Source organism: Maribacter sp. (assembly GCF_039974175.1).
In the GTDB taxonomy this organism is placed as follows: domain Bacteria; phylum Bacteroidota; class Bacteroidia; order Flavobacteriales; family Flavobacteriaceae; genus Maribacter_C.
Map to the genome: position 1 here is coordinate 123,398 of NZ_JBDWJN010000001.1, position 23,347 is coordinate 146,744.

Annotated in this window: 23 protein-coding genes; 16 read left to right on the forward strand and 7 right to left on the reverse strand. The window is 38.6% G+C overall.

Annotated features, from left to right (window positions below; all coding sequences use genetic code 11):
• Position 1: 1 nt before the first annotated feature.
• From ABJN95_RS00545 to ABJN95_RS00555, 3 genes are all read left to right on the forward strand, one after another.
• Complete coding sequence (locus tag ABJN95_RS00545) at positions 2 to 862, forward strand: prephenate dehydrogenase (RefSeq protein ID WP_348368029.1); 861 nt, start codon at positions 2 to 4, stop codon at positions 860 to 862.
• 114 nt (positions 863 to 976) lie between these two features.
• Positions 977 to 2,059: a bifunctional 3-deoxy-7-phosphoheptulonate synthase/chorismate mutase type II gene (locus ABJN95_RS00550; protein ID WP_348368030.1), complete on the forward strand. Its 1,083-nt coding sequence runs from the start codon at positions 977 to 979 to the stop codon at positions 2,057 to 2,059.
• A 73-nt stretch (positions 2,060 to 2,132) separates the two neighbouring features.
• Positions 2,133 to 2,981 (forward strand): hypothetical protein, encoded by an 849-nt coding sequence (locus ABJN95_RS00555; RefSeq protein ID WP_348368031.1) that lies wholly within the window; start codon positions 2,133 to 2,135, stop codon positions 2,979 to 2,981.
• 105 nt (positions 2,982 to 3,086) lie between these two features.
• Here ABJN95_RS00555 and ABJN95_RS00560 read toward each other — a convergent pair whose 3' ends face one another.
• Positions 3,087 to 3,530 (reverse strand): hypothetical protein, encoded by a 444-nt coding sequence (locus ABJN95_RS00560; protein ID WP_348368032.1) that lies wholly within the window; start codon positions 3,528 to 3,530, stop codon positions 3,087 to 3,089.
• 158 nt (positions 3,531 to 3,688) lie between these two features.
• Here ABJN95_RS00560 and rsgA point away from each other — a divergent pair, with 158 nt between their 5' ends.
• The 12 genes from rsgA (at position 3,689) to ABJN95_RS00620 (ending at position 16,878) form a co-directional block, all read left to right on the forward strand.
• Positions 3,689 to 4,642 (forward strand): ribosome small subunit-dependent GTPase A, encoded by a 954-nt coding sequence (gene rsgA, locus ABJN95_RS00565; RefSeq protein WP_348368033.1) that lies wholly within the window; start codon positions 3,689 to 3,691, stop codon positions 4,640 to 4,642.
• A complete protein-coding gene (dtd, locus tag ABJN95_RS00570) occupies positions 4,639 to 5,091 on the forward strand; it encodes a D-aminoacyl-tRNA deacylase (RefSeq protein WP_348368034.1) in 453 nt (150 codons plus the stop codon). Before rsgA ends, dtd begins: the two co-directional genes overlap by 4 nt.
• 81 nt (positions 5,092 to 5,172) lie before the next feature.
• Positions 5,173 to 7,080 carry a DUF3857 domain-containing protein gene (locus ABJN95_RS00575; RefSeq protein WP_348368035.1) on the forward strand — a complete coding sequence of 636 codons (1,908 nt, stop codon included), beginning with the start codon at positions 5,173 to 5,175 and terminating at the stop codon, positions 7,078 to 7,080.
• Between the two features lie 30 nt (positions 7,081 to 7,110).
• A complete protein-coding gene (locus tag ABJN95_RS00580; RefSeq protein ID WP_348368036.1) occupies positions 7,111 to 9,168 on the forward strand; it encodes a DUF3858 domain-containing protein in 2,058 nt (685 codons plus the stop codon).
• Positions 9,134 to 9,460, forward strand: coding sequence for a nucleotide pyrophosphohydrolase (locus ABJN95_RS00585; protein WP_348368037.1), 327 nt, complete (start codon positions 9,134 to 9,136; stop codon positions 9,458 to 9,460). Before ABJN95_RS00580 ends, ABJN95_RS00585 begins: the two co-directional genes overlap by 35 nt.
• Positions 9,461 to 9,552: 92 nt before the next feature.
• Positions 9,553 to 10,782 carry a 3-phosphoshikimate 1-carboxyvinyltransferase gene (locus tag ABJN95_RS00590; protein ID WP_348368038.1) on the forward strand — a complete coding sequence of 410 codons (1,230 nt, stop codon included), beginning with the start codon at positions 9,553 to 9,555 and terminating at the stop codon, positions 10,780 to 10,782.
• 88 nt (positions 10,783 to 10,870) lie between these two features.
• Positions 10,871 to 11,920 carry a tRNA preQ1(34) S-adenosylmethionine ribosyltransferase-isomerase QueA gene (gene queA, locus ABJN95_RS00595; RefSeq protein ID WP_348368039.1) on the forward strand — a complete coding sequence of 350 codons (1,050 nt, stop codon included), beginning with the start codon at positions 10,871 to 10,873 and terminating at the stop codon, positions 11,918 to 11,920.
• Positions 11,921 to 12,000: 80 nt separating this feature from the next.
• Positions 12,001 to 13,041: a 23S rRNA (adenine(2503)-C(2))-methyltransferase RlmN gene (rlmN, locus tag ABJN95_RS00600; protein ID WP_348368040.1), complete on the forward strand. Its 1,041-nt coding sequence runs from the start codon at positions 12,001 to 12,003 to the stop codon at positions 13,039 to 13,041.
• A 182-nt stretch (positions 13,042 to 13,223) separates the two neighbouring features.
• Entirely contained in the window at positions 13,224 to 14,201 is a 978-nt protein-coding gene (locus ABJN95_RS00605; protein ID WP_348368041.1) for a polyprenyl synthetase family protein, read from the forward strand.
• Between the two features lie 215 nt (positions 14,202 to 14,416).
• Positions 14,417 to 14,980: an RNA polymerase sigma factor gene (locus ABJN95_RS00610; protein WP_348368133.1), complete on the forward strand. Its 564-nt coding sequence runs from the start codon at positions 14,417 to 14,419 to the stop codon at positions 14,978 to 14,980.
• Entirely contained in the window at positions 14,967 to 15,725 is a 759-nt protein-coding gene (locus tag ABJN95_RS00615; protein WP_348368042.1) for a hypothetical protein, read from the forward strand. The genes ABJN95_RS00610 and ABJN95_RS00615 overlap by 14 nt, the downstream gene beginning before the upstream one ends.
• 82 nt (positions 15,726 to 15,807) lie before the next feature.
• Positions 15,808 to 16,878, forward strand: coding sequence for a hypothetical protein (locus ABJN95_RS00620; RefSeq protein ID WP_348368043.1), 1,071 nt, complete (start codon positions 15,808 to 15,810; stop codon positions 16,876 to 16,878).
• A 7-nt stretch (positions 16,879 to 16,885) separates the two neighbouring features.
• On the opposite strand, the gene ABJN95_RS00625 is transcribed toward ABJN95_RS00620, so the two are convergent.
• From ABJN95_RS00625 to ABJN95_RS00640, 4 genes are all read right to left on the reverse strand, one after another.
• Entirely contained in the window at positions 16,886 to 17,131 is a 246-nt protein-coding gene (locus ABJN95_RS00625; protein WP_348368044.1) for a zinc-ribbon domain-containing protein, read from the reverse strand.
• Between the two features lie 33 nt (positions 17,132 to 17,164).
• Positions 17,165 to 18,028, reverse strand: coding sequence for a DUF4846 domain-containing protein (locus ABJN95_RS00630; protein WP_348368045.1), 864 nt, complete (start codon positions 18,026 to 18,028; stop codon positions 17,165 to 17,167).
• A gap of 94 nt (positions 18,029 to 18,122) precedes the next feature.
• Complete coding sequence (locus ABJN95_RS00635; protein WP_348368046.1) at positions 18,123 to 18,728, reverse strand: SIMPL domain-containing protein; 606 nt, start codon at positions 18,726 to 18,728, stop codon at positions 18,123 to 18,125.
• A gap of 125 nt (positions 18,729 to 18,853) precedes the next feature.
• Positions 18,854 to 19,279, reverse strand: a complete 426-nt coding sequence (locus tag ABJN95_RS00640; RefSeq protein ID WP_348368047.1) for a hypothetical protein — start codon at positions 19,277 to 19,279, stop codon at positions 18,854 to 18,856.
• Between the two features lie 346 nt (positions 19,280 to 19,625).
• Between ABJN95_RS00640 and dnaG the strand changes: the two genes are divergently transcribed.
• The gene (gene dnaG, locus ABJN95_RS00645) at positions 19,626 to 21,605 is read left to right on the forward strand and encodes a DNA primase (RefSeq protein WP_348368048.1); all 1,980 of its coding nucleotides are present in this window, start codon (positions 19,626 to 19,628) and stop codon (positions 21,603 to 21,605) included.
• A gap of 72 nt (positions 21,606 to 21,677) precedes the next feature.
• Here dnaG and ABJN95_RS00650 read toward each other — a convergent pair whose 3' ends face one another.
• Positions 21,678 to 22,307, reverse strand: coding sequence for a response regulator transcription factor (locus tag ABJN95_RS00650; protein ID WP_348368049.1), 630 nt, complete (start codon positions 22,305 to 22,307; stop codon positions 21,678 to 21,680).
• Between the two features lie 173 nt (positions 22,308 to 22,480).
• The gene (nadE, locus tag ABJN95_RS00655) at positions 22,481 to 23,269 is read right to left on the reverse strand and encodes an NAD(+) synthase (RefSeq protein ID WP_348368050.1); all 789 of its coding nucleotides are present in this window, start codon (positions 23,267 to 23,269) and stop codon (positions 22,481 to 22,483) included.
• Between the last annotated feature and the right edge of the window lie 78 nt (positions 23,270 to 23,347).

The following is a 23,347-nucleotide window of genomic DNA, read 5'->3' on the forward strand; positions in this document are numbered from 1 at the left end:
AATGAACGTATTTGTAATCGGAATCGGATTGATTGGAGGGTCGTTTGCAAAAGACATCAAACGCATTGTGCCTGGTGCAGTAATCCATGGTATCGATGCCAGTGAAACGCACTTAGAAGAAGCCTTGGCTTTACATTTGATTGATGCGAAGTCTGACTATGATGATTTGGGCAAGGCCGATATGGTCATCGTATCCATTCCGGTAGATAGCCTAGTAAGGGAGCTTCCCAAAATACTAGATGCTGTAAGCGATGATTGTGTGGTTATTGATGGAGGTTCTACAAAGAATTTGATCTGCAAGCAACTGGAAGACCATCCGAAGCGAAGAAATTATTTGGCTTGTCACCCCATTGCAGGTACTGAATTTTCTGGACCTGCCGCAGCTATCGAAGGTTTGTACGAAGGTAAAACCAATATCATCTGCGAAGTAGAAAAGACCGCTTTTAAATTACAGGAAAGAGCACTTGAATTATTTCAAAAAATGGGTATGCGCATTCGATACATGAACCCAGAAGCGCATGATAAGCATATTGCCTATGTATCTCATTTATCGCACATTAGTTCTTTTATGCTGGGTAAGACGGTTATTGAGAAAGAAAAGAATGAACGTGACATTTTTGACATGGCTGGGTCAGGTTTCGAAAGTACTGTGCGTTTGGCCAAAAGTTCACCCGCCATGTGGACACCCATTTTTGAACAGAATAAAGATAATGTTGTAGAAACGCTTGAGGAGTATATTCAAAATCTAGAGGATTTTAAGCAGATGCTTGTAAAAAATGACTTTGAAGGTATTTACAGCGAGATGAATAACACCAATAAGATTAAAGCAATATTGAATGGTATTCCTTTGAATAAAAAGTGATTTTAGAAATAAGCAAATATCAAAAACAAAATAATTAATATTTAAATTGAAGAACGCGCAAGATGGTGCAAGCCTTTACCCTTGACCTTTTGCCCTTCACCCAAAAACAAAGTAATGGAGAATACAAAAGAAATGAGAACATGGTTGGATGATATGGGTTTAGACCATCCACTAGTAATAGCAGGGCCATGTAGTGCTGAAACCGAAGAGCAGGTGCTAGGCATAGCACACAGCTTAAAAGATACCGATGTCAACTACTATCGCGCGGGTATCTGGAAGCCCAGAACACGCCCTGGTAATTTTGAGGGAGTTGGTGCCTTAGGTTTGAAATGGCTCCAAAAAGTTAAAGCTGAAACAGGCTTGAAAACGGCTACAGAAGTCGCGAACCGAACACATGTAGAGTTGGCTCTAGAGCATGACATCGATTTGCTTTGGATTGGCGCTCGTTCAACGGTGAGCCCATTTATCATGCAAGAGTTGGCCGATGCCATGGCGGGTACCGATAAGATTGTTTTGGTAAAGAACCCGGTAAACCCTGATTTGGCTTTATGGTTGGGAGGAATTGAACGTTTACATACCGCTGGTATCTCAAAATTAGGAGCGATTCATAGAGGTTTTTCTACGTACGAAAAATCGAAATATCGAAATATTCCAGAATGGCAATTGGCAATTGAGTTTCAGAACAAATTTCCAGATCTACCATTGATTAATGATCCATCGCACATCACAGGAAAGCGTGATATGATCTTTGATGTTTCTCAAACTGCATTAGATTTAAATTTCGACGGTTTGATGATTGAAACGCACCATGATCCTGATAATGCATGGAGTGATGCTGCACAGCAAGTGACACCAGATCGATTGGTACAAATTATGAATGATTTGAAAATCAGAAAAGAAGATGACCCTGAGGCAGAGTACAATAGTAAGTTAAGTGGTTTGAGGGCGCAGATCGATGTTATTGATAATCAATTGATCGATACTTTGGGAAAAAGAATGAAAATCTCTGATGGCATCGGTCAACTGAAAAAAACAAGAAATGTAGCTGTTCTGCAAACCAATCGTTGGAATGAGATCTTGGGTAAAATGATTTTAGAAGGTGAAGCAAAAGGCTTGAGTGAAGAGTTTGTGCTTCGCATGTTCAAGGCGATTCACCAAGAGTCAATCAATCATCAAGAGAAGATTGTTAAGGCCTAAGAGCGGCATAAACCACATAAAAGTAGTTCCCTTTTGTTATTTTTAACAGAATTATTCTAACATAGGGTAAAAGATGAAGATGTGGCTTTTCTTGGCGATAGTACTTCTATTGAACTTTGCTTGTTCAAAAGATCAACCGGCGAATAATGCTGAAACAAAGCATTTTGTTCTTAAATGGAACGAGAATCAAGCCACTACCCAAGAAATAGAAGAAGCCAAACGGTTTGCGGAAGAGGTATATACCAAATATTTGGAATACTTCGGAGTTGAAAACTTACCCCAAGAAAAAACGATCATAAACTTAGGGGGAGACGCCTTTTCCGAAAATGGGGGAGCACCTAGAATACCTTTTGTCAACGAGAATGGAGAGATCTTCCTATTCCGATTTGAGACTGGATACCTTGGGGAGCTACCCCATGAATTCGCACATGTTTTGCGTTTTTATAAGGGATGGAGCTCTGACGGTTTTCTTGAAGAAGGGCTGGCAGAACTTATGTCCTCTAAGTTGTTTCCAGAAAATGTAGGTTTCAGTCTTTACGGATTTTCGACAACGATTGCAGCAGGCTTATGGCTAAATGAGGATAATCTAATTCCGCTGCAAGAATTAAAAGACAAGCATTTTGACTTAAACTTAGCATGTTTAGTTCAAAGTTATCCATTGCGAGCCGACTTTTTCAAGTTTGTTTTGGAGGAATACGGAAAAGAAGATTTCATGAATTTTATCTACGCCCCAGACGCAGGGTCATATGGGAGCTATGAACGTATTTATGGGGAAAACTTCGAAGCACTAGAGGAGCTATGGCTTCAAAATTTGCAACAACGCATAGATGCTCTTGGCGATACGCAATCACAGCTTCAAGCTTATCAGGCAAAGATTAGCAGTTTGCAGTTTTATATTTGCAAAAGGGGAATTGACTTTTAGTTTGTATCATTTGAAGCCAGAAAGCTGCAAATGATACAACCGTACCACAGAAATCATAAAAAAGACTTCTTGATACTTTAAAAGTTGAATTCCCCTCCTTGCGTTTTACTTTTTCTTAAATATATATCGGGTAATAAAAATGCCCTGCCCGTCGTCTCCACCTGCATCTGCTTCTACACCACTGGTAACGAACATCAACTCCCATCCATCTTTGATCATGGATGTCAGTTTTGAAGAAATAACGGCATCGTTTGCCGCGATATTTTGGAAACGAATTCCGGCGATATTATAAAAGTTAAGCAATTTGGTTTCTTCAAAATTCTTTACTCTGATATCGCCTCTTTTTGATTTGTTCCTAGTATTGTCTTCTGCGGTTTGAGTGGAAGTATATTCTCCAAAATTCTTCTCCTCTTGAGCATCCACAATACGAGAACGACCTAATCCACTTGGTACAATCGATTCTACACTGGTTATTACTTTGATTTGTTGCGCATTTACTTCCATTGCTGCAAGCATAATTAAGCTGGTAATAAGTACAATTTTCTTCATGATATAATATGTATTTGTTAGTATGAATAGACAGCCGGTTTGTTGAAGGGTTGCATATGTTCAATTTTAGAGGTACAAAATGACTTACGGGCGGATACTACCTTCTGAAAGACAGTAATATAAAAGTATTGCTTTTCTTTGTAGCCTAAATGTAGTTAATGTTAGGCATTGTTTATAAATCTACTGGTAGCTGGTATACTGTAAAGGCCGAAGATGGTACCTTTTATGAGTGTCGAATCAAAGGCAAGTTTCGTATACAAGGTATTAAAAGTACTAATCCGATTGCAGTTGGTGATGTTGTGCAGTTTGAGATTGAACAATTGGGTGATGATATGGTGGGAACGATCTCAGCCATTGAAGAACGCAAGAACTACATTATCCGCAAATCGGTAAACCTGTCAAAGCAGACGCATATTATTGCAGCCAACCTAGATCAGGTTTTTTTGTTGGTTACCTTAAACAATCCGAAAACGTATCCAGTTTTTGTTGATCGGTTCTTGGCTACAGCCGAGGCCTATGATGTTCCAGTGGTATTGCTTTTCAATAAAGTAGACACCTACAACCAAGACGAAATGCTTGAGGTAAAGTATTTAGCCGCACTCTATCGGAATATCGGCTATGAATGTATTGGCATTTCAGCAATTACCGGCAAAAATGTGGACATGGTTAAAGCGTTGATGACAGGCAAAACTAGTATGTTTGCCGGTAACTCTGGTGCTGGAAAGTCTACCCTGATCAATACCCTAGAACCCAATCTTAATTTAAGGACCAAGAAGATTTCAGAACAACATCTACATGGTCAGCATACCACCACTTTTGCCGAAATGTACGACCTGGGCTTCGATGCAAAAATCATAGACACTCCCGGCATTAAAGGTTTCGGAATTGTGGATATGGAAAAAGAAGAAATCGGCGACTACTTTCGTGAATTTTTTAAATTGAAAATCAATTGCAAGTTTAATAATTGCCTTCATTTAGATGAACCCAAATGCGCTGTAAAACAAGCCTTAGACAATGATGAGATTGCCTGGAGCCGCTATAAGAGTTATGTGCAAATGATAACAGGCGAAGAGGAAAATTATAGAATAGATATTTACGGAGAAAAAAAGTGAGGGCGGTAATTCAAAGAGTTTTACGAGCAAGTGTAAGGGTAGAAGGAAAATATGTTTCCAAAATCGAAACCGGATTGCTTATTCTGCTGGGCATTGAAAACAAGGATTCACAAGAAGATATTGAATGGCTTTCCCGTAAAATAACTAATTTGCGTATTTTTAATGATGCTGAAGGGGTCATGAATAAATCGCTACTTGAGGTAGCCGGCGACGCTATCGTGGTAAGTCAATTTACACTGCATGCTTCCACAAAAAAAGGAAATCGCCCTTCCTATCTAAAAGCAGCCAAGCCAGACATATCAATTCCTTTGTACGAAAAATTTGTTATTCAATTACAAACCGATTTAGGAAAATCTGTGGGCACAGGTATTTTTGGAGCTGATATGCAGGTTGATTTACTAAATGACGGTCCCGTTACCATTGTCTTCGATACAAAGAACAAAGAATAACTGCTTTCGTCGATTTTTTTTGACCCTTATGTAAGAAAATTACGAATATTACGTTTTGTATTCAACCACCGAACCTAATAAATGCGCTTCCTTTTTCTACTAAGTTCCCTATTCCTATCTCTAATTGGTATTGCACAAGAATCACAATATCAGTCCATTTTATTAGACAAAAGTCTTACTGATAATGCCAATGCTGTCGTTAGATTAGATGAGATGAAAATACATCTAGAGGCTACGAATAAGATGTCGTACGAAGTGAGACAGGTGACTACCGTTCTCAATAGTGATGGCAATAGTTTTGCCATAAACCGTGTGGCCTATGATAAAGAGCGAAAAATAAAGAGTTTAGATGTATACATTTATGATAAGTTAGGCAAGGAGATAGCGCGTATAAAAAAGAAAGATTTTAAAGATGTCAGCGCCGCGGATGGATTTTCATTATATACCGATGATCGACTGCTAATAAACAGGTATACTCCTACAAGTTATCCTTACACCATTGTATTTAGCTATACCGCGGAAACTTCCGATACTGGGTTTTTTCCTCCTTGGTATTTTCTTTCTAATTACAAGCTTAGTGTTGAAAAAAGTTATTACAGCATTACCTACGCTAATGCACAACTCAAACCCCAAATTAAGGAATTAAATCTCGAAAATATTTCGGTTGCTAAAAGAGATGAGGATGGAAAAATAGTTTATGAGGCATCAAATATCAAAGCCATTAAACCGGAAAGCTTAGGACCTTCATTTAGAGATGTTGTACCTCGTTTGAAAGTGCGCTTGAAGAAGTTCAATTTAAAAGGAGAAGAGGCGCAGGTAAATGACTGGAAAGATATGGGAGTCTGGATGAATAATTCCCTGCTAAAAAACAGGGCAGAATTGAATGAGGCTACAATTAGCAAGGCTAAGAGTCTAGTTTCTGGGGTTGACGACGATCTTGAAAAGGCAAAAATTATTTATAAGTATGTCCAAGACAATACAAGATATATTAGCGTTCAAATCGGCATCGGTGGCTGGAAACCGATCAGCGCAATAGATATCGACCGCGTAAAATATGGCGATTGTAAAGGCTTGTCGAATTATACGTATGCATTATTGAAAGCAGTTGGTGTTAAATCGTATTATACGGTTATTCATGCTGGGAACAGGCAGGTCGATTTTGATCCAGACTTTGCTGCCCTACAAGGTAATCATGCGATTTTGGCCATACCGTACAATGATAAATACTATTGGATTGATTGTACCTCGCAAGTTCATCCTTTCGGTTTTGTGGGTGATTTTACCGATGATAGAAAAGCTTTGGTGGTAAAGCCTGAGGGTGGTGAAATCGTAAATACGGTAGCCTATATCAATGCAGATAATCATCAATTTACCAAAGCGCAGTATACTTTAAACGCTTTAGGGGCTATAACAGGTAGGGCGAGTATTGTTACCAAAGGAATTCAATATGACAATCGCTTTAAATTAGAGCGAAATTCAGAAGACGATGTTTTAAAGCATTACAAAAGTTACTGGAGCAATATCAATAACCTGAAGGTTGATACTTATAGTTTTGAAAATGACAGAGCAAATGTTGTTTTTACGGAAAAAGTTGATTTGAACGCTACAAATTACGCCTCCATAAGTGGCAACCGCATTCTATTCACCGCAAATACGTTTAATAATAATGGGTATATACCCAACAGATACCGTAATAGAAAGCTTCCTTTTGAGATTCAAAGAGGGTTTTTAGATGAAGATGAGTTAACGATTCAACTTCCAGAAGATTATGAGATTGAAGCCATTCCATCAGAGAAAACCATTGACACCGATTTCGGTACTTATACGATATCTTTTGAAAAAGATAGGGAAACAAATACTATAGTATACAAAAGAAAACTCCTTATAAAAAAAGGGGTATATCCAAAAGAAAAATATGCTGCTTATCGCGATTTTAGAAAACAAACGGCAAGGGCCGATGATGCACAAGTAGTTCTTGTAAAAAAATAAACCATTCCAATACCAACAAATACCATTATCATGACCAAACTTCATAAATCTATACTAGTCGTTTTAGTGCTACTTGTGGCTAATGTAAGTGCCCAAGACTATAAATTCGGAAAAGTATCTAAAGAAGAACTTGACGAAAAATTATATGCCAAAGATTCTTCGGCTGCGGCTGCGGTGTTGTATCGCAATAAAAAGATACGATTCAATTATATACAGGGTGTTGGTTTCAAAGTATTGACAGACGTACATGAACGCGTAAAAATATACAACAAAGATGGCTTTGCTTATGCCACCGTTTCAGAAGTGCTCTATAAAAGTGGAGGCAGTAAAGAATCAATATCAAATTTGAAAGCCTTTACGTATAACTTAGAGGGTGAAAAGATCGTAAAACAGAAAATGGACAAGTCGGGCATTTTTTCAACAGCCTTAAATAAATACCGAAACGAGGAAAAATTTACGCTTCCCAATATCAAAGAGGGTAGTGTGATCGAATACGAGTATCAAATTACCTCTCCTTTTTATTATTCAATTGATGAAATTAAATTCCAATATGACATTCCCATAAAACGAATGGAGGTGTCAATAGCTACCCCAGAATATTTTGTGTTTAAGCCAAATATGAAAGGGTACTTAGCTTTGAGACCGCAGTATGGGAGCAAAACAGGAAAAATAAATTTGGTTTCGAAGAATAGAAATCGGGCAGGTGGTGTTGTTCAGGGTACCTCCTTTAGCAACAATCAAGTTGACTACCAAATTAACACTACCGAGTATATTATGAATGATGTGGCAGCATTGAAAGAAGAGCCATTCGTAAATGATATGGACAATTACAGAAGTGCAGTAAATTATGAGTTGCAATATGTACAGTTTCCGCAGTCTTCACGTGAAAGCTATACCACCACCTGGGAAGAGGTCATCAAGAAGATCTATGAGAGCGACGGTTTTGGAGGGCAGTTAAAACCAAGCAAGTACTACAAGGAAGATTTGGAAGCGTTGCAAGCTGCTAATAGTTCAGAAGCGAAGCTGGCTACCGCTATCTTTTTACATGTTCAAAGGCGAATGACTTGGAACAGTTATAACGGATATGGAACAGATAAAGGGGTCAAGGAGGCTTACAAAGAAAAATCAGGAAATATAGCGGATATCAATTTGATCTTAACGTCAATGCTTCAGAAGGCCGGATTAGATGCAAGTCCTGTTTTGGTGAGTACTCGAGATCATGGGGTTCCTTTATTTCCCACCAGGGAGGGCTTTAACTACGTAATTGCCTCGGTTCAAATTGATGGTAAAACCCTACTTTTAGATGCTTCAAACAAATATACCAAACCCAATCTTTTACCCACTAGAGCCTTGAATTGGTTTGGAAAATTAATCAAAAAGGATGGCACTTTTACTACCGTAAATCTGTTGCCAAAAAAAGTCTCTAAAGAGAATATAAGTATGGGAGTAACCTTAACAGAGCATGGTGATATAAGTGGAAAGTGCAGAACCACCTATAATGACTACGATGCCTATCTCTTTCGCAATACCAATGCTTCGGTAAATGAAGAAGAATATTTGGAAAAGTTAGAGAATAAGAATGAAGGTATGGAAATCTCAGCATACACCCTTAAAAACAAAATGGACATAGGCAAGCCGATTATGGAGAGCTTTACCTTTAATTTAGATGCTCAGGCAGATGTTATTGGTGATAAAATTTATTTTGCACCCATGTTTCATATGGCCTTAACCGAAAACCCTTTTAAGCTTGAAGAGCGACTTTATCCAATTGATTTCACATATCCCTGGCAAGAAAGGTATGTAATGAATATTAAAATGCCAGACGGATATGAGCTAACCTCAAAACCTGCAGATGTCAATATGGTGCTAGCCGAAAATCTAGGCGGTTTTAAGTATAAAATCGTGGAGAATGGAAAAAGCCTTCAGGTCATGGTAGACTTGAAAATAAACCATGCTGTAATTGGACCCAATTATTACGCAGATTTGAAAGAATTATTCAAAAATGCAGTTGAAAAACAAACAGAAAAAGTAGTTTTATCTAAAATTACTTCGGATGGAACTTCAAAAAGCGCAGAAGGCAGTAGATAATTGGATTACCGAACACGGGGTCCGTTATTTTAATGAATTAACAAATATGGCCCAGCTAACAGAGGAGGTGGGCGAAGTGGCCCGAATTATTGCTCGTAGATACGGTGAGCAAAGCGAAAAAGAATCGGATAAAAACAAGGATTTGGGCGAAGAACTCGCTGACGTGCTCTTTGTTGTGCTTTGTTTGGCCAATCAAACTGGAGTAGACCTTCAAGAGGCTTTTGATAAGAAACTCGATATGAAAACCAAACGCGATCACGACCGCCATCACAATAACAAAAAGTTGAAATAGTGTTATCTTTACCTCTTGATTTCGATGCGTCTGTAAGATTGCTTTTATTTACAGACTACCGAGAGTAGAAACCAACAAAAGAGCGCACTACCTTGAAATTACACCTATCTGGCCCATCCAATCATTTGCTACAAGAAACAATTCAAATTACAGGTTCGAAGAGTGAATCGAACCGTTCATTGTTGTTACAGAAGCTCTATTCGAATATAACCATAAGCAATCTTTCAAATTCTGATGATGCTGAGGTCATGCAAAAGGGCCTCCAAATTTCTAAAGGCCTTGTTGATATTCATCATGCAGGTACGGCGATGCGTTTTCTTATAGGTTATTTTGCGTCTCAGGAGGGTAAGGAAGTTACCCTTACCGGATCGCAAAGAATGACAGAACGCCCTGTTAAGGTTTTGGTAGATGCGTTACGCAGTTTGGGTGCCGATATTACTTATGCAAAGAATGAAGGGTATCCACCAATTCGTATAAGGGGGAAAAAACTGAACAAGCATACTGTAAGTCTTCCTGCTGACATAAGTAGTCAATATATTTCGTCATTATTGCTAATCGCTCCAAGCTTAGAAAATGGGCTCGTATTAGAGCTAATCGGCAAAATTACCTCTGTTCCGTATATTAAAATGACACTAGCACTTTTGAATGAAATAGGAGTTGAATGCTCCTTTAAAGGAAATACCATCAAAGTATCGGCAATGTCTTTCGCTGAACCTACTGATTTAGTAGTAGAATCGGATTGGAGTTCGGCCTCCTATTTTTACAGTGTTATGGCACTTTCAGCTATCGGATCGCAAATTACCTTATCGGCCTATAAAAGAAACAGTCTGCAAGGCGATAGCGTATTAAGTACGATTTATAAGGATTTTGGTGTTGAAACTATTTTCGATAATGCTAAAATCATATTGAAGAAAACGGGCAATTGTCTAAAGTCAACTTTCACATATGACCTGGCCAATGCACCCGATATTGCACAAACCATAGCTGTTACTTGTTTCGGTCTGGGGGTGGGTTGCCATTTGATCGGTCTACATACCTTAAAAATAAAGGAGACTGACCGCCTAGAAGCCTTATATGTCGAATTGACCAAGTTGGGCGCAAGCATCTCGGTAACGGACAAAGCATTGACTTTAGAGCCTTCCTCGAGCATTAAACCTGAAGTTGCCATTGACACCTATAATGATCACAGAATGGCGATGGCCTTCGCACCATTGGCATTGAAAATACCGATTGTGATCAACGACGCCCAAGTAGTCTCCAAATCGTATCCTGACTACTGGAAAGACCTGAAACAATTACAATTTTCAGTAAAGGAATTATAATCTGCATTTAATCATCGTTTTACTTGACATCCCCTATCTCGGGGTCGTATATTTGCAGCCGAAAAAAAACCGAATTAAAACACTGTAAATGAAATTATCACACTTCAGTTTTGAACTTCCAGATAACTTGCTAGCGGAGTACCCGTCAGAAAATAGAGATGAATCGAAATTGATGGTTATCCACAGGGAAACCGGAAAGATTGAGCACAAAATGTTCAAAGATATGATCGATTATTTTGATGAAGACGATATTATGGTCATCAACAATACCAAAGTTTTTCCGGCCAGGTTGTATGGAAATAAAGAAAAAACTGGGGCTCGTATCGAGGTTTTTTTACTTCGTGAACTAAATGAAGAACAACGCCTTTGGGATGTACTTGTTGATCCTGCTAGAAAAATACGAATTGGTAACAAGTTGTATTTTGGAGAAGATGAGACTTTAGTCGCTGAGGTAATCGATAATACAACGTCAAGAGGTAGAACCTTGCGTTTTCTTTATGATGGGTCGTATACCGATTTTAGAAGAAAGCTTAGAGAATTGGGTGAAACTCCCTTGCCTAAATATATCAAAAGAGATGTAGAGCCAGAAGATGAAGACCGTTATCAAACTATTTATGCAAAGCATGAAGGTGCTGTTGCGGCACCAACCGCAGGTTTACACTTTTCAAAACACCTTTTGAAACGTCTAGAGATCAAAGGAGTAAAATTTGCTGAATTAACGCTGCATGTTGGTCTTGGTACTTTTAATCCGGTTGAGGTCGAAGATCTTTCAAAACACAAAATGGATAGTGAAGAATTAATCATCGATGAAAAGGCCACCGAGATTGTAAACAATGCCAAGGCAAATAAGCGTAGAATATGTGCTGTAGGTACAACAGCTATGCGCGGATTGGAAAGCGCAGTTTCTTCACAACATACTTTAAATACGCATGATGGTTGGACAAACAAATTCATTTTTCCACCTTATGAGTTTAGTATTGCAAATGCCATGGTTACTAACTTTCATCTTCCAAAGTCTACCTTGTTGATGATGGTTTCTGCTTTCATGGGTCACGATTTAATGAAAAAGTCGTACAAAGAAGCCATCTTAGAAAGCTATAAGTTTTACTCCTATGGTGATGCGATGTTAATAATCTAAGCGTTCATTACCGTTTAGACTAAAATCAAATTCATCCCTCTTTAGATTGGTAACAGGTTAAAGAGGGATTTTTTTATCAAGTGAAAACAAAAAAGAAAGACATACGTGCTTTAACGCTCGAGCAACTGCGAGATTTCTTTGTTGAAAATGGTGATCAACCCTTTCGCGGAAATCAAGTTTACGAATGGCTGTGGCGGAAGTCTGCACATTCTTTTGATGTCATGACCAACATCTCAAAAGAGACGCGCGACATCTTGGAAGCCAATTTTGTTATCAACCACATCAAAGTTGATGTGATGCAGCGCAGCACTGATGGTACCATAAAAAATGCGGTACGTTTGTATGATGACCTAATAGTCGAATCTGTATTAATACCTACCAAAACAAGAACTACGGCCTGCGTGTCGAGTCAGGTAGGATGCAGTTTAGACTGTAAATTTTGCGCTACGGCAAGATTAAAACGCATGCGCAACTTGAATCCTGATGAGATTTATGATCAAGTGGTTGCCATTGACAACGAAAGTAGATTGTACTTTGATCGTCCGTTAAGTAACATCGTTTTTATGGGAATGGGCGAACCGCTTATGAATTACAAGAACGTTTTGAAGGCCATTAATAAAATCACTTCAAATGAAGGGTTAGGAATGTCTCCAAAGCGGATTACGGTTTCTACTTCTGGCGTGCCTAAAATAATTAAAAAGATGGCCGATGAGGAAGTTAAATTCAATTTAGCGGTATCTCTTCACTCTGCCATTGACGAGATTCGAACTTCGATTATGCCCTTTAACGCCACCTTCACCTTAGCTGATCTTAGGGAAGCTTTGGTGTATTGGTATCATAAGACCAAAAGTAGAATTACCTATGAGTATGTGGTTTGGAAAGGAATTAATGATACTCAAAAAGATGTAGATGCCTTGGTGAATTTTTGTCGGTTCGCCCCTTCGAAAGTAAATTTGATTGAATATAACCCCATTGATGACGGTAAGTTTCAACAAGCGTCGAACCAAGCTTTAGATATGTATGTACATACACTCGAACGAAACGGAATAGTGGTAACCGTACGTCGCTCGCGTGGTAAAGACATTGATGCTGCCTGCGGACAACTTGCGAACAAATCATAAACAGAAAGTGGTTAAGACTAACCAGCGGTTGAATCGTTTTCTGTAGACTAGTACTAATAAAGCTCCGTATCAAACTTCGTTTTAATGTTACCAGTTTAATACTGCCGTTTGAACACCATTTACTCCTTCCTTTTTGCTAATTTTATACTTCCAACTAACTTGTTTGCAAAATAGCTCATACTTTGAAGATAGTATCCCAAATAAAAGATCCGATTCGCCCTGAAATGGAACTCTTTGAGTCAAAGTTTCGCGAGTCAATGTCTTCAAAAGTTCCGTTAATCAACCGTATTACCCATTATATTGTCAACAGAAAAGGGAAGCAAATGCGTCCTATGTTCGTTTTTCTTACCGCAAAGATGCTTAACAACGGTGAGATCAATGAACGCGCCTATCGCGGAGCCTCAGTAATCGAACTTATTCACACCGCATCACTGGTGCACGATGATGTAGTGGATGATAGTAATAAAAGACGAGGTTTTTTCTCCATTAATGCGTTGTGGAAAAATAAAATAGCTGTGCTTGTCGGTGATTTTTTGCTGGCAAGAGGTATGTTGCTATCCGTTGATAATGGTGATTTTGATCTGCTGCGAATTATTTCGGTGGCAATGCGTGAGATTAGCGAAGGTGAACTTTTACAACTTGAAAAGGCGCGCAAGCTTGACATTACCGAGGCCGTATATTATGAGATTATTCGTCAAAAAACGGCAACGCTCATTGCAGCGTGTTGCAGTATGGGGGCTTGTTCGGTAAAGCCTGGTTCGCCTGAGGTAGAGACCTTCCGAAAGTTCGGAGAACTCTGCGGAATGGCTTTTCAAATAAAGGATGACCTTTTTGATTATGGAAGTACGGCTATTGGTAAACCTACAGGTATCGATATCAAAGAACAGAAAATGACTCTTCCGTTAATTCATGTTTTAAATACGTGTTCTAATGATGAAAAAAGATGGCTGATCAATTCTATCAAAAATCATAACAAAGACAAGAAAAGAGTAAAAGAAGTCATCACCTTTGTAAAAGAAAAAGGAGGGCTTGATTATGCCGTGCAAAAAATGCTAGCTTATAAGAACGAGGCTCTTGATTTGTTGAAGGCTTATCCTGAATCAGATTATAAAGGTTCTTTGGAGCTCATGGTCAACTATGTGGTAGACCGTAAAAAGTAACCAATCTAGGTGTTGAAGAAGAATGATTGGTACGAAGTCTTCAACCAAGTAACTGACAAGACCTAAGCTGACACTTAGGGAGAAAAAGTAGCAGGTGGCTTCATAGGGTAAAGCTCTAGCCATAACGCAAGACGTATTTTCAAAAAAATCGTTAGCCTCAGGCAACGATTTTGGAATACTCCCCGTCTATGCTAATAGAAGATAACCAAACTGTTTTGAAAATTATTCCATTCTATAAAAATGAGAGGCAGCTGATCAAAAAGTCAGCATCTGGCAATCGAGAGGCGCAACATCACCTTTACGAAAAGTATGCTCCAAAGATGCTAGGCGTTTGCAGGCAGTATATCAAGGATATTCATTTTGCAGAGGATGTAATGGTCAACGGTTTTGTTAAGGTGTTTAATCATTTGCACAGTTTTAGGTTTGAAGGAAGTTTTGAAGGATGGATACGCAGAATAATGGTCAGAGAAAGTATTACCCACCTGCGGAAGCGACAGTTTGTAGTGTATGACGATAATATATTTGATAAGACTGTAGTAAAAAGTGAGCCGCCTTCATCAGAACTTGACGTCGCACATATTCAACGCTTGATTGATACTTTACCTGAGGGTTACAGAGCGGTATTTGTGCTATTTGCGATCGAGGGATATTCACATACGGAAATAGGCGAGATGCTGAATATTTCTGAAGGAACATCAAGATCTCAATTGTTTAAGTCAAGAAAAATACTCAAGGAAAAATTAAAGCAACAAAATATTATAGGTTATGGAACCGAATAAGTTTGAAAAACATATCAAAAAGCAACTTCAAGAGCGTGAGATTCAGCCCTCGGCGAATGCTTGGCAACGTGTAGCTGAGAAGATAGGCACTGCTGCTCCCGAATCTAAGAAACGCCATTATGTCTGGTATGGTGTAGCGGCAAGCGTTATAGGGCTTTTGATTGTTTCGATATTGTATTTTAATTTTAGAAGCCCTTCAGATTCATCAGATATTCAAATTGTTGAAACTAGTGATGAACCTACCGAAACGAAGACCGATAGAGCGCGTGGGTTTGAAATGGAAAGCGAAGGAGCTGTTGTCGAAAATGACCAAATTGAAGCACCTTCTCCTGTGCAGGTAGCCAAGATAGTTAAAGATCAACTCCCAGAGTTAAAAGATGAAATTACCGCTGTAGCGGAAAAGACAGCAAACTTTAGTGATAACGCAACTGAAAAAGTGGTAGCAGCTAACCATCTTGAAGAGGAAATCATAAACACTAAAATATTGGAAATTGTTGCTGCGGTTGACTCCCTTGAACTAAATAGCGCAGCATTGACCGAAGCCGAGGTAGATAATTTGTTACGTAGCGCCCAAGAGGAAATAGTGCGTGATAAACTTTTTAATCAAAATGGATCGGTTGACGCGATGGCATTATTAACAGAAGTTGAAGACGAGTTAGATCAGTCGTTTCGAGACCAAATTTTCGAGTCTTTAAAAGCAGGTTTTTTAAAGGTTCGTACCGCCGTTGCAGACCGCAACAAATAGAGATTCATCAATCATTAATTTTTGGTTCCATTCACCCTTTCAAGCAGAGGGGTGGGTGTGAGCTGAACAAATCAAAATCAGTATGAGAACGATAACACTTTACTTTTTACTACTACTAGTGACATTTGTTTCACCAAACTTGAGTGCTCAAGAGGAGCAAAACAAAAGAAAAATAGAAGTTCTAGAGAACTTAAAAGATGACATAGTCATTCAAGAAAAAGATGCCCTGAAAAAGGAGGTTGAAAGAATTAACCAGCAACTGAAGAAAGATCAAATTACTAGCGAACAGGCCAAAGTACTAAAGGAAGAAGCAGCGAAAACTCATGCCCTAAATATTGAAAATAAAGTTGCTATTGTCGAAAATAAGATTGCCTTGCTAAAGCGAAATGAAGATGATGTGATAGCCATTCAAGATGACCAGTATGAAGATGATGGCATATTCAAAATAGATGTTAATGGAGAACGGGTTGTTTCTTTTAATTCTAACGATTGGAAAAGAGAGGTAAAGTATGATCGTCGTACCTATGTAGATCCGGTGATTGCTATTGGTATGAATAACGCAATCATTGATGGACAATCGCTAGAAGATTCTCCCTATAAATTGGGAGGAAGCCGATTTTTTGAATTGGGTTGGGCATGGCGAACCCGGGTATTTAAAAATTCCAACGCCTTGCGTTTGAGTTATGGAGTTTCTTTTCAATTCAATGGTTTAAAACCAAAAGACAATCAATATTTCGTTGTTGAAGACGGTCAAACTAACCTTCAAGAATTTGAATTTGATCTGAGAAAATCGAAGTTTCGAATGGACAACCTTGTTTTTCCCGTACATTTTGAATTTGGCCCCTCAAGGTTTAGCGAAACTGACAAAAGAATACGTTACTCTATTCGTAATCAATTTAGAATGGGTATCGGAGGATATGGAGGTTTCAATATTGGGGCAAGACAAAAGCTGAAGTATACTCGTGATGGTCGCAACGTAAAAGATAAATTAAAAGGAGGTTACAATACATCTAGTTTCGTATACGGGCTAAGTGCCTATGTTGGCTTTGATGGTGTTCAACTCTATGCAAAGTACGATTTGAATCCTATTTTTAAAGATGCGGATGTAGAACAGCGAAATATCTCTTTGGGGCTACGATTTGACCTAGACTAAGGGCCGTCTATAAATCATCTAAACCCGCTTTCATAGATGGTGTAAATTCTTCCTTGTAATAAACCCTTTTGCAATGTGAGCACTCGGCGACAGTAGAACTTGAAATTTTAAAGAGGGTAATCCAAAAAAAATGAAACCAATTGGTGGTTTGAGTGAGGGTAAGTGTGCCCATTTGTTCACAATATGGGCACTTTACACCCAATAGCGGCGAATATTGTGTCTTGCCTGGTCTTGTGCCAAAGAATAGAATCATGAATCTATTATTAATAGCACAAAATTAATCAATTTAAAACCGCCTCAAATCCGTTTTACTAAAAGTCCATTCGGGCGTACGCAGCGAATTCGAAATTTCAGAAAGGCTATACCAAGGGGTCAAATAGGCATTATTAGGGTTTGTAAGAATTTGGAGCTCTTGCGCTGGCATGTAGCTTTGGGCCAATAGGAAAACCTTTTCATTTGTGCTTATGTCAATTGCCATATCCACCACGATTACCGCGTGCCCGGGGAAGCCACCTTTAATGAAGACATCTCCCACACGCATGTTTTTCAAAGCAACTGATTGCATCTCTTTTTCTAAGGATGCGGTACCAGCATAGCTAAAAACCATTTCGAGATACTTCCAAAAATTGCTTGGAGAATCGGAAGCTTGGGATGTTTGCTTCCAAGTGACCTGATTTCCGTTTACGGCAATTCGTTTTCCTTTACGCCAATCTGCATAATCTGCTTCAAAGCCATTGGTAAATTTGAAATGAATGCTGTCGTACCTTCTATTTTGGTAAAGATAATTGGCTCGTAAGTGAATAACGGCATCAGCACATTGATGCAGATCTCTATTTCCAATGGGTAAATCTACCACGGCTTCGTAAATGCCTTTGTTCGGCTTAATTGCTCCATTATAGTAGGAAACCAAAGAACCTTCTGGTTTTAGAGGGAGGTTTCTAAGATAGCGTGCAAAGGAAGCACTATCGGTAGGTATCCTTGCAAAATCTTCTGGTGGGCTGAATCGTGATGCTATCGTACTTCCGGTGCCATTGCTATTTGATAAAACCTCGGTTTTTGATACGGGCCTTTCGTTATCGGGTTTCTTTTGACCGCAGGCGCAAAATAGCCAACAAAGAGATACGAAAAAGAATACTGTTTTGTGGTTCATGTTCATAGTTCAAAATCAGTTGTGAAGGTATGCGAAAACCCCATTGGCTTGGGCAAGCACAAACAGGGTTTTCATAAACAACCAACCAAATTCGTTATTGTAATTCGAAAGAAACGGTGATGTGATAATCTCTTGTTTCCTTTGCGTTGCCGTAGTACATAGATTCTGCTATTTTTTTGGTGTTGGTATCGCTTATATAAATGGCCTTGCCAATACTTCTACCAATTTTTATCGCAACAGTATTCGCCTTGTTTTTTGCATTTTCAAAAGCGGCTTTTGCATAATCTGCTATTTGAGCATCACTCAATTCCATATTGAGCGTAGTGTCTGAACGACTAACGCCAATGGACTTTACATTTAGGAACTGCTGCATTTCTGCTAGTGATTTGGTTTTAAACACAAGGATGGTACCTTCCTTTTCGTACCCTAAAAGAGCATAATGTAAACTATCTTCGGTCAAACGATCACTACTAATGCCGGCTTTGGCAAGTTTATCTAAGTACCCCGATTTTACCTCAGACATACTCATGGTTTGGGCGTCGTAGTAAACATTGTTTAAACTAACTATCATTTTGCTAGAATATTCAGGACTAATACTATAGGTATGTGATCCATTTACAGTTAAGTTATTTTGATAATTTTGTGCCAAAGCGCCTATAGTAATAAGAACCATTGCCAGGCTTGCTACAAGTTTTTTCATAATGATTTACTTTAATGTCTGCTCCTACAAGGAGGAGATCTTGTTTTAATTTTCCAAACTGAATTATCTCGCTATTTGGACTTGTGATTATTGGTTGAAATGCTAACGTTTTATTTGATGGAAACTTATGTAACCGTCCACATGAAGGAGGCTACAATCATCCATATTCCTACAATAATACCTAAAATACCTAGCTTACCTTGTTTAGGAGCAATTTTAGCCCTTATTTCTTCGGCCCTAGTCCTAGCCGCTTCGTTTTTAGACAGAAACAATCTGTTGATCAATCCAGAACTCAACATAAAGCCAAGAGCTGCAGATACAATGTTTCCAGCTAATAGCGTAATCCACCAAATTGGTGCGACACTGAGCCAATTAAGGTTTAAGACGGCTGTGATAATTCCCCAAACGCCCCAGAAGCAGAAGACAAGCCCAATCCATCCTTGATAGGGTTCTACTTTTTCCAAAAGTTCTTTTGCGTTTGGCTTTTTAGACAGTATCAATGAAGGCACTGCGATAATACTCAATAGAATTAATGTAATTCCCCAGATCATAATTTTTGTTTTTAAGGTTATTAATTTGGTTTAGTCACTGAAATGAACACAGTGGAAAATTGCTACGATACAAAGTTGCGCCAATCTTGAAGTAGATTTCACCCATTTCACAGTGAATTTTGACTCCCTGAAAACTGGGTATTCGGTGGCTAAACGTCTCTATGGGGAGGAAATATTACCATTTCCGTTTCCAAAACCCCTTAAAAGAGGCGCGGGGTCAGAAAGTGGAAGTGATTTCTCTTTTTCCGCTGAAGTTTGCATAGTACTTTTAAGCAATTATTTTCCATATTTAATTTATCTTCACGATATTGTGAGGCTACTATTTTAATAGCAAAACCCGATAGAATTGATTTCAAAATCCACCATAGATCAAGTGTATGAGACTGCCCGTTTGGAGGAGGTGATAGGTGATTTTGTGCAACTGAAAAAATCAGGTTCGAATTTTAAAGGATTGAGTCCGTTTTCCGATGAACGTACCCCAAGTTTTATGGTCTCTCCTGTCAAGCAAATTTGGAAGGATTTTAGTAGTGGTAAAGGGGGTAATGTGGTTGCCTTCTTGATGGAGCACGAACATTTCACCTATCCGGAAGCCATTAAATATCTCGCAAAGAAATATAATATCGAAGTAGAGGAAACCGAACGTACCGATGAGCAGAAAGAGGAAGCCAACGAACGTGAAAGTATGTATTTGGTTTCTGAATATGCGCAGAAATATTTCACCGAGATTTTATGGAAAAGTGAATTGGGAAAAGCGATAGGACTTAGCTATTTCAAGGAAAGAGGCTTTACCGATGAGACCATTAAAAACTTTCATTTGGGCTACTGTTTAGATCAATGGGATGGTTTTACTATGGCCGCTTTGGAAAACTCCTATCAACTCAAGTATCTAGAAAAAACAGGATTAACCATTGTGAAGGAGGATGCCTCTAACCCCAATAACACAAGGAAGTTTGATCGATTTAAGGCCAGGGTAATGTTTCCCATTCATTCGATGAGCGGAAGAGTTCTTGGTTTCGGAGGTCGTATTTTAACTAGTGATTCAAAGGCGGCTAAATATTTAAACTCGCCAGAAAGTGGTATTTACCATAAGAGTAAAGTACTGTATGGAATCTACTATGCTAAACAAGCAATTGCCAAGGAGGACAACTGTTATTTGGTGGAAGGATATACAGATGTTATTCAATTTTATCAAAGAGGAATTCAAAATGTAGTTGCCTCCAGTGGTACTGCCTTGACTGCTGAACAAATTCGACTTGTTAATCGGTTGACCAAAAACATAACGGTGCTTTTTGATGGCGATGCAGCAGGATTACGTGCTTCCTTACGCGGAATCGACCTAATTCTAGAGCAAGGCATGAATGTAAAGGTCTGTACCTTCCCTGAAGGTGAAGACCCTGATAGTTTTGCTAAGAACAACGCTTTGGAGGACGTTCGTGAATATCTAAATACGAATTCCAAAGACTTTATTCAGTTTAAGGCCAACCTGTTAGCGGAAGAAGCCGCCGACGACCCAATTAAACGGGCAGATACTGTTCGAGATATCGTGAATAGTATCGCAAAGATTCCAGATGTCATTAAAAGAGAAATCTATATTCAGGAATGCGCTAGCATCATGAAAGTTTCTGAAGGAGTGCTGTTTAGTACTTTGGCTCAGATTGGAAAGAAAGAGATGGCTGATGCTTCTAAAAAAGTGAGGCAAGAACAAAAAGTCTTCGATATCGTCAAGAATGAAAAGGCTGTAGAAAAAGTAGACGTGCAGTATGAGCTTGAACGCAAAATTATAGAAATACTATTGCTGTACGGAAATGAGAAACAGCAGTTTGAAGATTTGGTTTTGAAGGAAAACGAGGAAGGAGATTTGGTTTTAGAACCCGAATCGCTGGAAATCAAGGTTTACGAGAAAATCTATTTGGATTTACAAGACGATGAGATCGAATTGACCAACGAAAAGTTTCGAAACATTTATTTGAAACTTATCGCTGAACTCAACGAGAAAGAAGATTTTGCGGTAAATACCTTTCTAACTGATTTAAACCAAGAAATGGTTTCTGAAGTATCTTCTATTTTAATGGAAGAGGAGAAGTACGTACTTCACGATTGGGCCCGTAAAGATATTTATCCAAAGGAAAAGAAAACGGTCATTGCACAACTGGTAAGCGAAACTATCTTAACACTTCGTTGTTATTTGATAAAAAAGAGAATGTTGACCCTTCAAAAAGATACGGAGGTCAACCAAGAAGACAATCGCGAGACCTTAGAAGAGATTATGAACTACTTGCAGTTAAATACACTTCTCAATAGAAAACTAAATAGGGTTCTTTCCTAAGGTGATATGAGCTTGAAAAATAAAAAAGCCCAATAAAACTGGGCTTTTTTATGAGACTTTTATGTGCTGTTTCTAGTATAATTCTAGAGCCTTGGCCTGTTGCAATAGGTCAACCATATTGTCTACGTTTAACTTTTTCATTAAACGTGCTTTATAGGTACTGACCGTCTTTTCATTTAAATTCAGTCCTTTGGCAACATCTTTGTTGCGCTTTCCACTGGCCAATAACTTCAAAACTTCTACTTCTCTGGTAGAGAGTTTTCTGAAGAATCGACGTGGTTTTTGGGTGCCTTCATCGAAAGCTAAGCGCTGGGCAAGCTCATTTGTAATGAACATGTTACCTTCGCTTACCTTTTTAACGGCTGAAATAATGTAGTCAATATCGGAAGCTTTAGATAAATAACCGAAAGCACCAGCTCGAATCGTGCTCAATGCATAAACATCTTCTGATTGTCCACTATACATTAACACTTTAATGTCTGGATATTCTTTTTTGATTTTTCGTAGAGTGGCTATTCCGTTAATTTCAGGAATATCCATTTCCAACATAACAACGTCTGGAGTAACTTTCTGTAAACGCTCAAATAATTCGGCTGTGTTTGAAACAGCGTCCACGACTTGAAAACCGTTTGCGGAATCCAGTACGTGCTTTACCCCCATTCTAATGATTGGGTGGTTGTCTGCAATTAGTACTTTAATCATTTTTGATTATGTTTTTGGGATAAACTACCTTGGTTGCTTGGTCTGTCTATAATTACTGACACGCAATGTAAGGCTTAATTATCTAATTTGTTAACAAATTTGAAATTTTTTTTACAAAATACCTCCCATATGTGATTTTATTCGACTTAAACACAAGTATTTACGTCAAAGTGCTAAATTAGCGTACTCGGAATCTTACATATTGGTATCGGAATCATCTTATGCTTATTGGCAGAATTAAATCGCTTGTAAATCTTGAAAACTTCCTTATCCCTTCCCTCAAAATCATCGATTTTTTTACCCTCGTCATCCATTTTCATTGCCCACTCTAATTCGGGATAGGAAGCACCAATTTGGTCTTCATCCGTACGATTATCCCCCCAAAGTCCATCGGTAGGGGCGGCTTCCTGAATTTCATCGTTAATTCCTAAATATTTTGCGATCTCATATACCTCAGATTTATACAAATCTGCAATGGGGCTCAAATCTACTCCTCCATCTCCATATTTTGTAAAAAATCCGACTCCAAAATCCTCAACTTTGTTTCCTGTACCAGCGACCAAATATCCCTTCAAGGCCGCAAAATAATACAAGGTGCTCATTCTCAGACGAGCGCGAGTATTAGCCAAAGACATAAAGCGGTCTTCCTCATTTTCTACTGTAGGAAGAGCTGCTACCAAACTGTCAAAAACAGGAGTGAGTTTAACCATTTGACGCTCTACATTGGTAAAATTAGATGTTAACCATTCGATATGGTTCGAGGCTCGTGTTACCTGATTCGGAGCTTGATGAATAGGCATCTCCAAACACAAAAGATCAAGACCGGTCTTGGCACAGAGGGTAGAGGTAACTGCAGAATCAATACCGCCTGAAATACCAATGGTAAACCCTTTGATGTTAGCCTCAACGGCATAGTCTTTTAGCCAACTTACAATATACTCTACTACTTTATCCGTTTGCATGTTTTAGTTGTTTAAGTAGAGACTGTTATAAAAATTCTAATGACATATTTTAATACAGTCTCGTAAACGATTAACTTT

What these genes read in the sequence shown, in the direction of transcription:
- ABJN95_RS00545 (WP_348368029.1), top strand. Translation starts at nt 2, where the DNA reads ATGAACGTATTTGTAATCGGAATCGGATTGATTGGAGGGTCGTTTGCA.
- ABJN95_RS00550 (WP_348368030.1), top strand. Translation starts at nt 977, where the DNA reads ATGGAGAATACAAAAGAAATGAGAACATGGTTGGATGATATGGGTTTA.
- ABJN95_RS00555 (WP_348368031.1), top strand. Translation starts at nt 2,133, where the DNA reads ATGAAGATGTGGCTTTTCTTGGCGATAGTACTTCTATTGAACTTTGCT.
- ABJN95_RS00560 (WP_348368032.1), bottom strand. Translation starts at nt 3,530, where the DNA reads ATGAAGAAAATTGTACTTATTACCAGCTTAATTATGCTTGCAGCAATG.
- rsgA (WP_348368033.1), top strand. Translation starts at nt 3,689, where the DNA reads ATGTTAGGCATTGTTTATAAATCTACTGGTAGCTGGTATACTGTAAAG.
- ABJN95_RS00575 (WP_348368035.1), top strand. Translation starts at nt 5,173, where the DNA reads ATGCGCTTCCTTTTTCTACTAAGTTCCCTATTCCTATCTCTAATTGGT.
- ABJN95_RS00580 (WP_348368036.1), top strand. Translation starts at nt 7,111, where the DNA reads ATGACCAAACTTCATAAATCTATACTAGTCGTTTTAGTGCTACTTGTG.
- ABJN95_RS00585 (WP_348368037.1), top strand. Translation starts at nt 9,134, where the DNA reads ATGGAACTTCAAAAAGCGCAGAAGGCAGTAGATAATTGGATTACCGAA.
- queA (WP_348368039.1), top strand. Translation starts at nt 10,871, where the DNA reads ATGAAATTATCACACTTCAGTTTTGAACTTCCAGATAACTTGCTAGCG.
- ABJN95_RS00615 (WP_348368042.1), top strand. Translation starts at nt 14,967, where the DNA reads ATGGAACCGAATAAGTTTGAAAAACATATCAAAAAGCAACTTCAAGAG.
- ABJN95_RS00620 (WP_348368043.1), top strand. Translation starts at nt 15,808, where the DNA reads ATGAGAACGATAACACTTTACTTTTTACTACTACTAGTGACATTTGTT.
- ABJN95_RS00625 (WP_348368044.1), bottom strand. Translation starts at nt 17,131, where the DNA reads ATGATTCTATTCTTTGGCACAAGACCAGGCAAGACACAATATTCGCCG.
- ABJN95_RS00630 (WP_348368045.1), bottom strand. Translation starts at nt 18,028, where the DNA reads ATGAACCACAAAACAGTATTCTTTTTCGTATCTCTTTGTTGGCTATTT.
- ABJN95_RS00635 (WP_348368046.1), bottom strand. Translation starts at nt 18,728, where the DNA reads ATGAAAAAACTTGTAGCAAGCCTGGCAATGGTTCTTATTACTATAGGC.
- ABJN95_RS00640 (WP_348368047.1), bottom strand. Translation starts at nt 19,279, where the DNA reads ATGATCTGGGGAATTACATTAATTCTATTGAGTATTATCGCAGTGCCT.
- ABJN95_RS00650 (WP_348368049.1), bottom strand. Translation starts at nt 22,307, where the DNA reads ATGATTAAAGTACTAATTGCAGACAACCACCCAATCATTAGAATGGGG.
- nadE (WP_348368050.1), bottom strand. Translation starts at nt 23,269, where the DNA reads ATGCAAACGGATAAAGTAGTAGAGTATATTGTAAGTTGGCTAAAAGAC.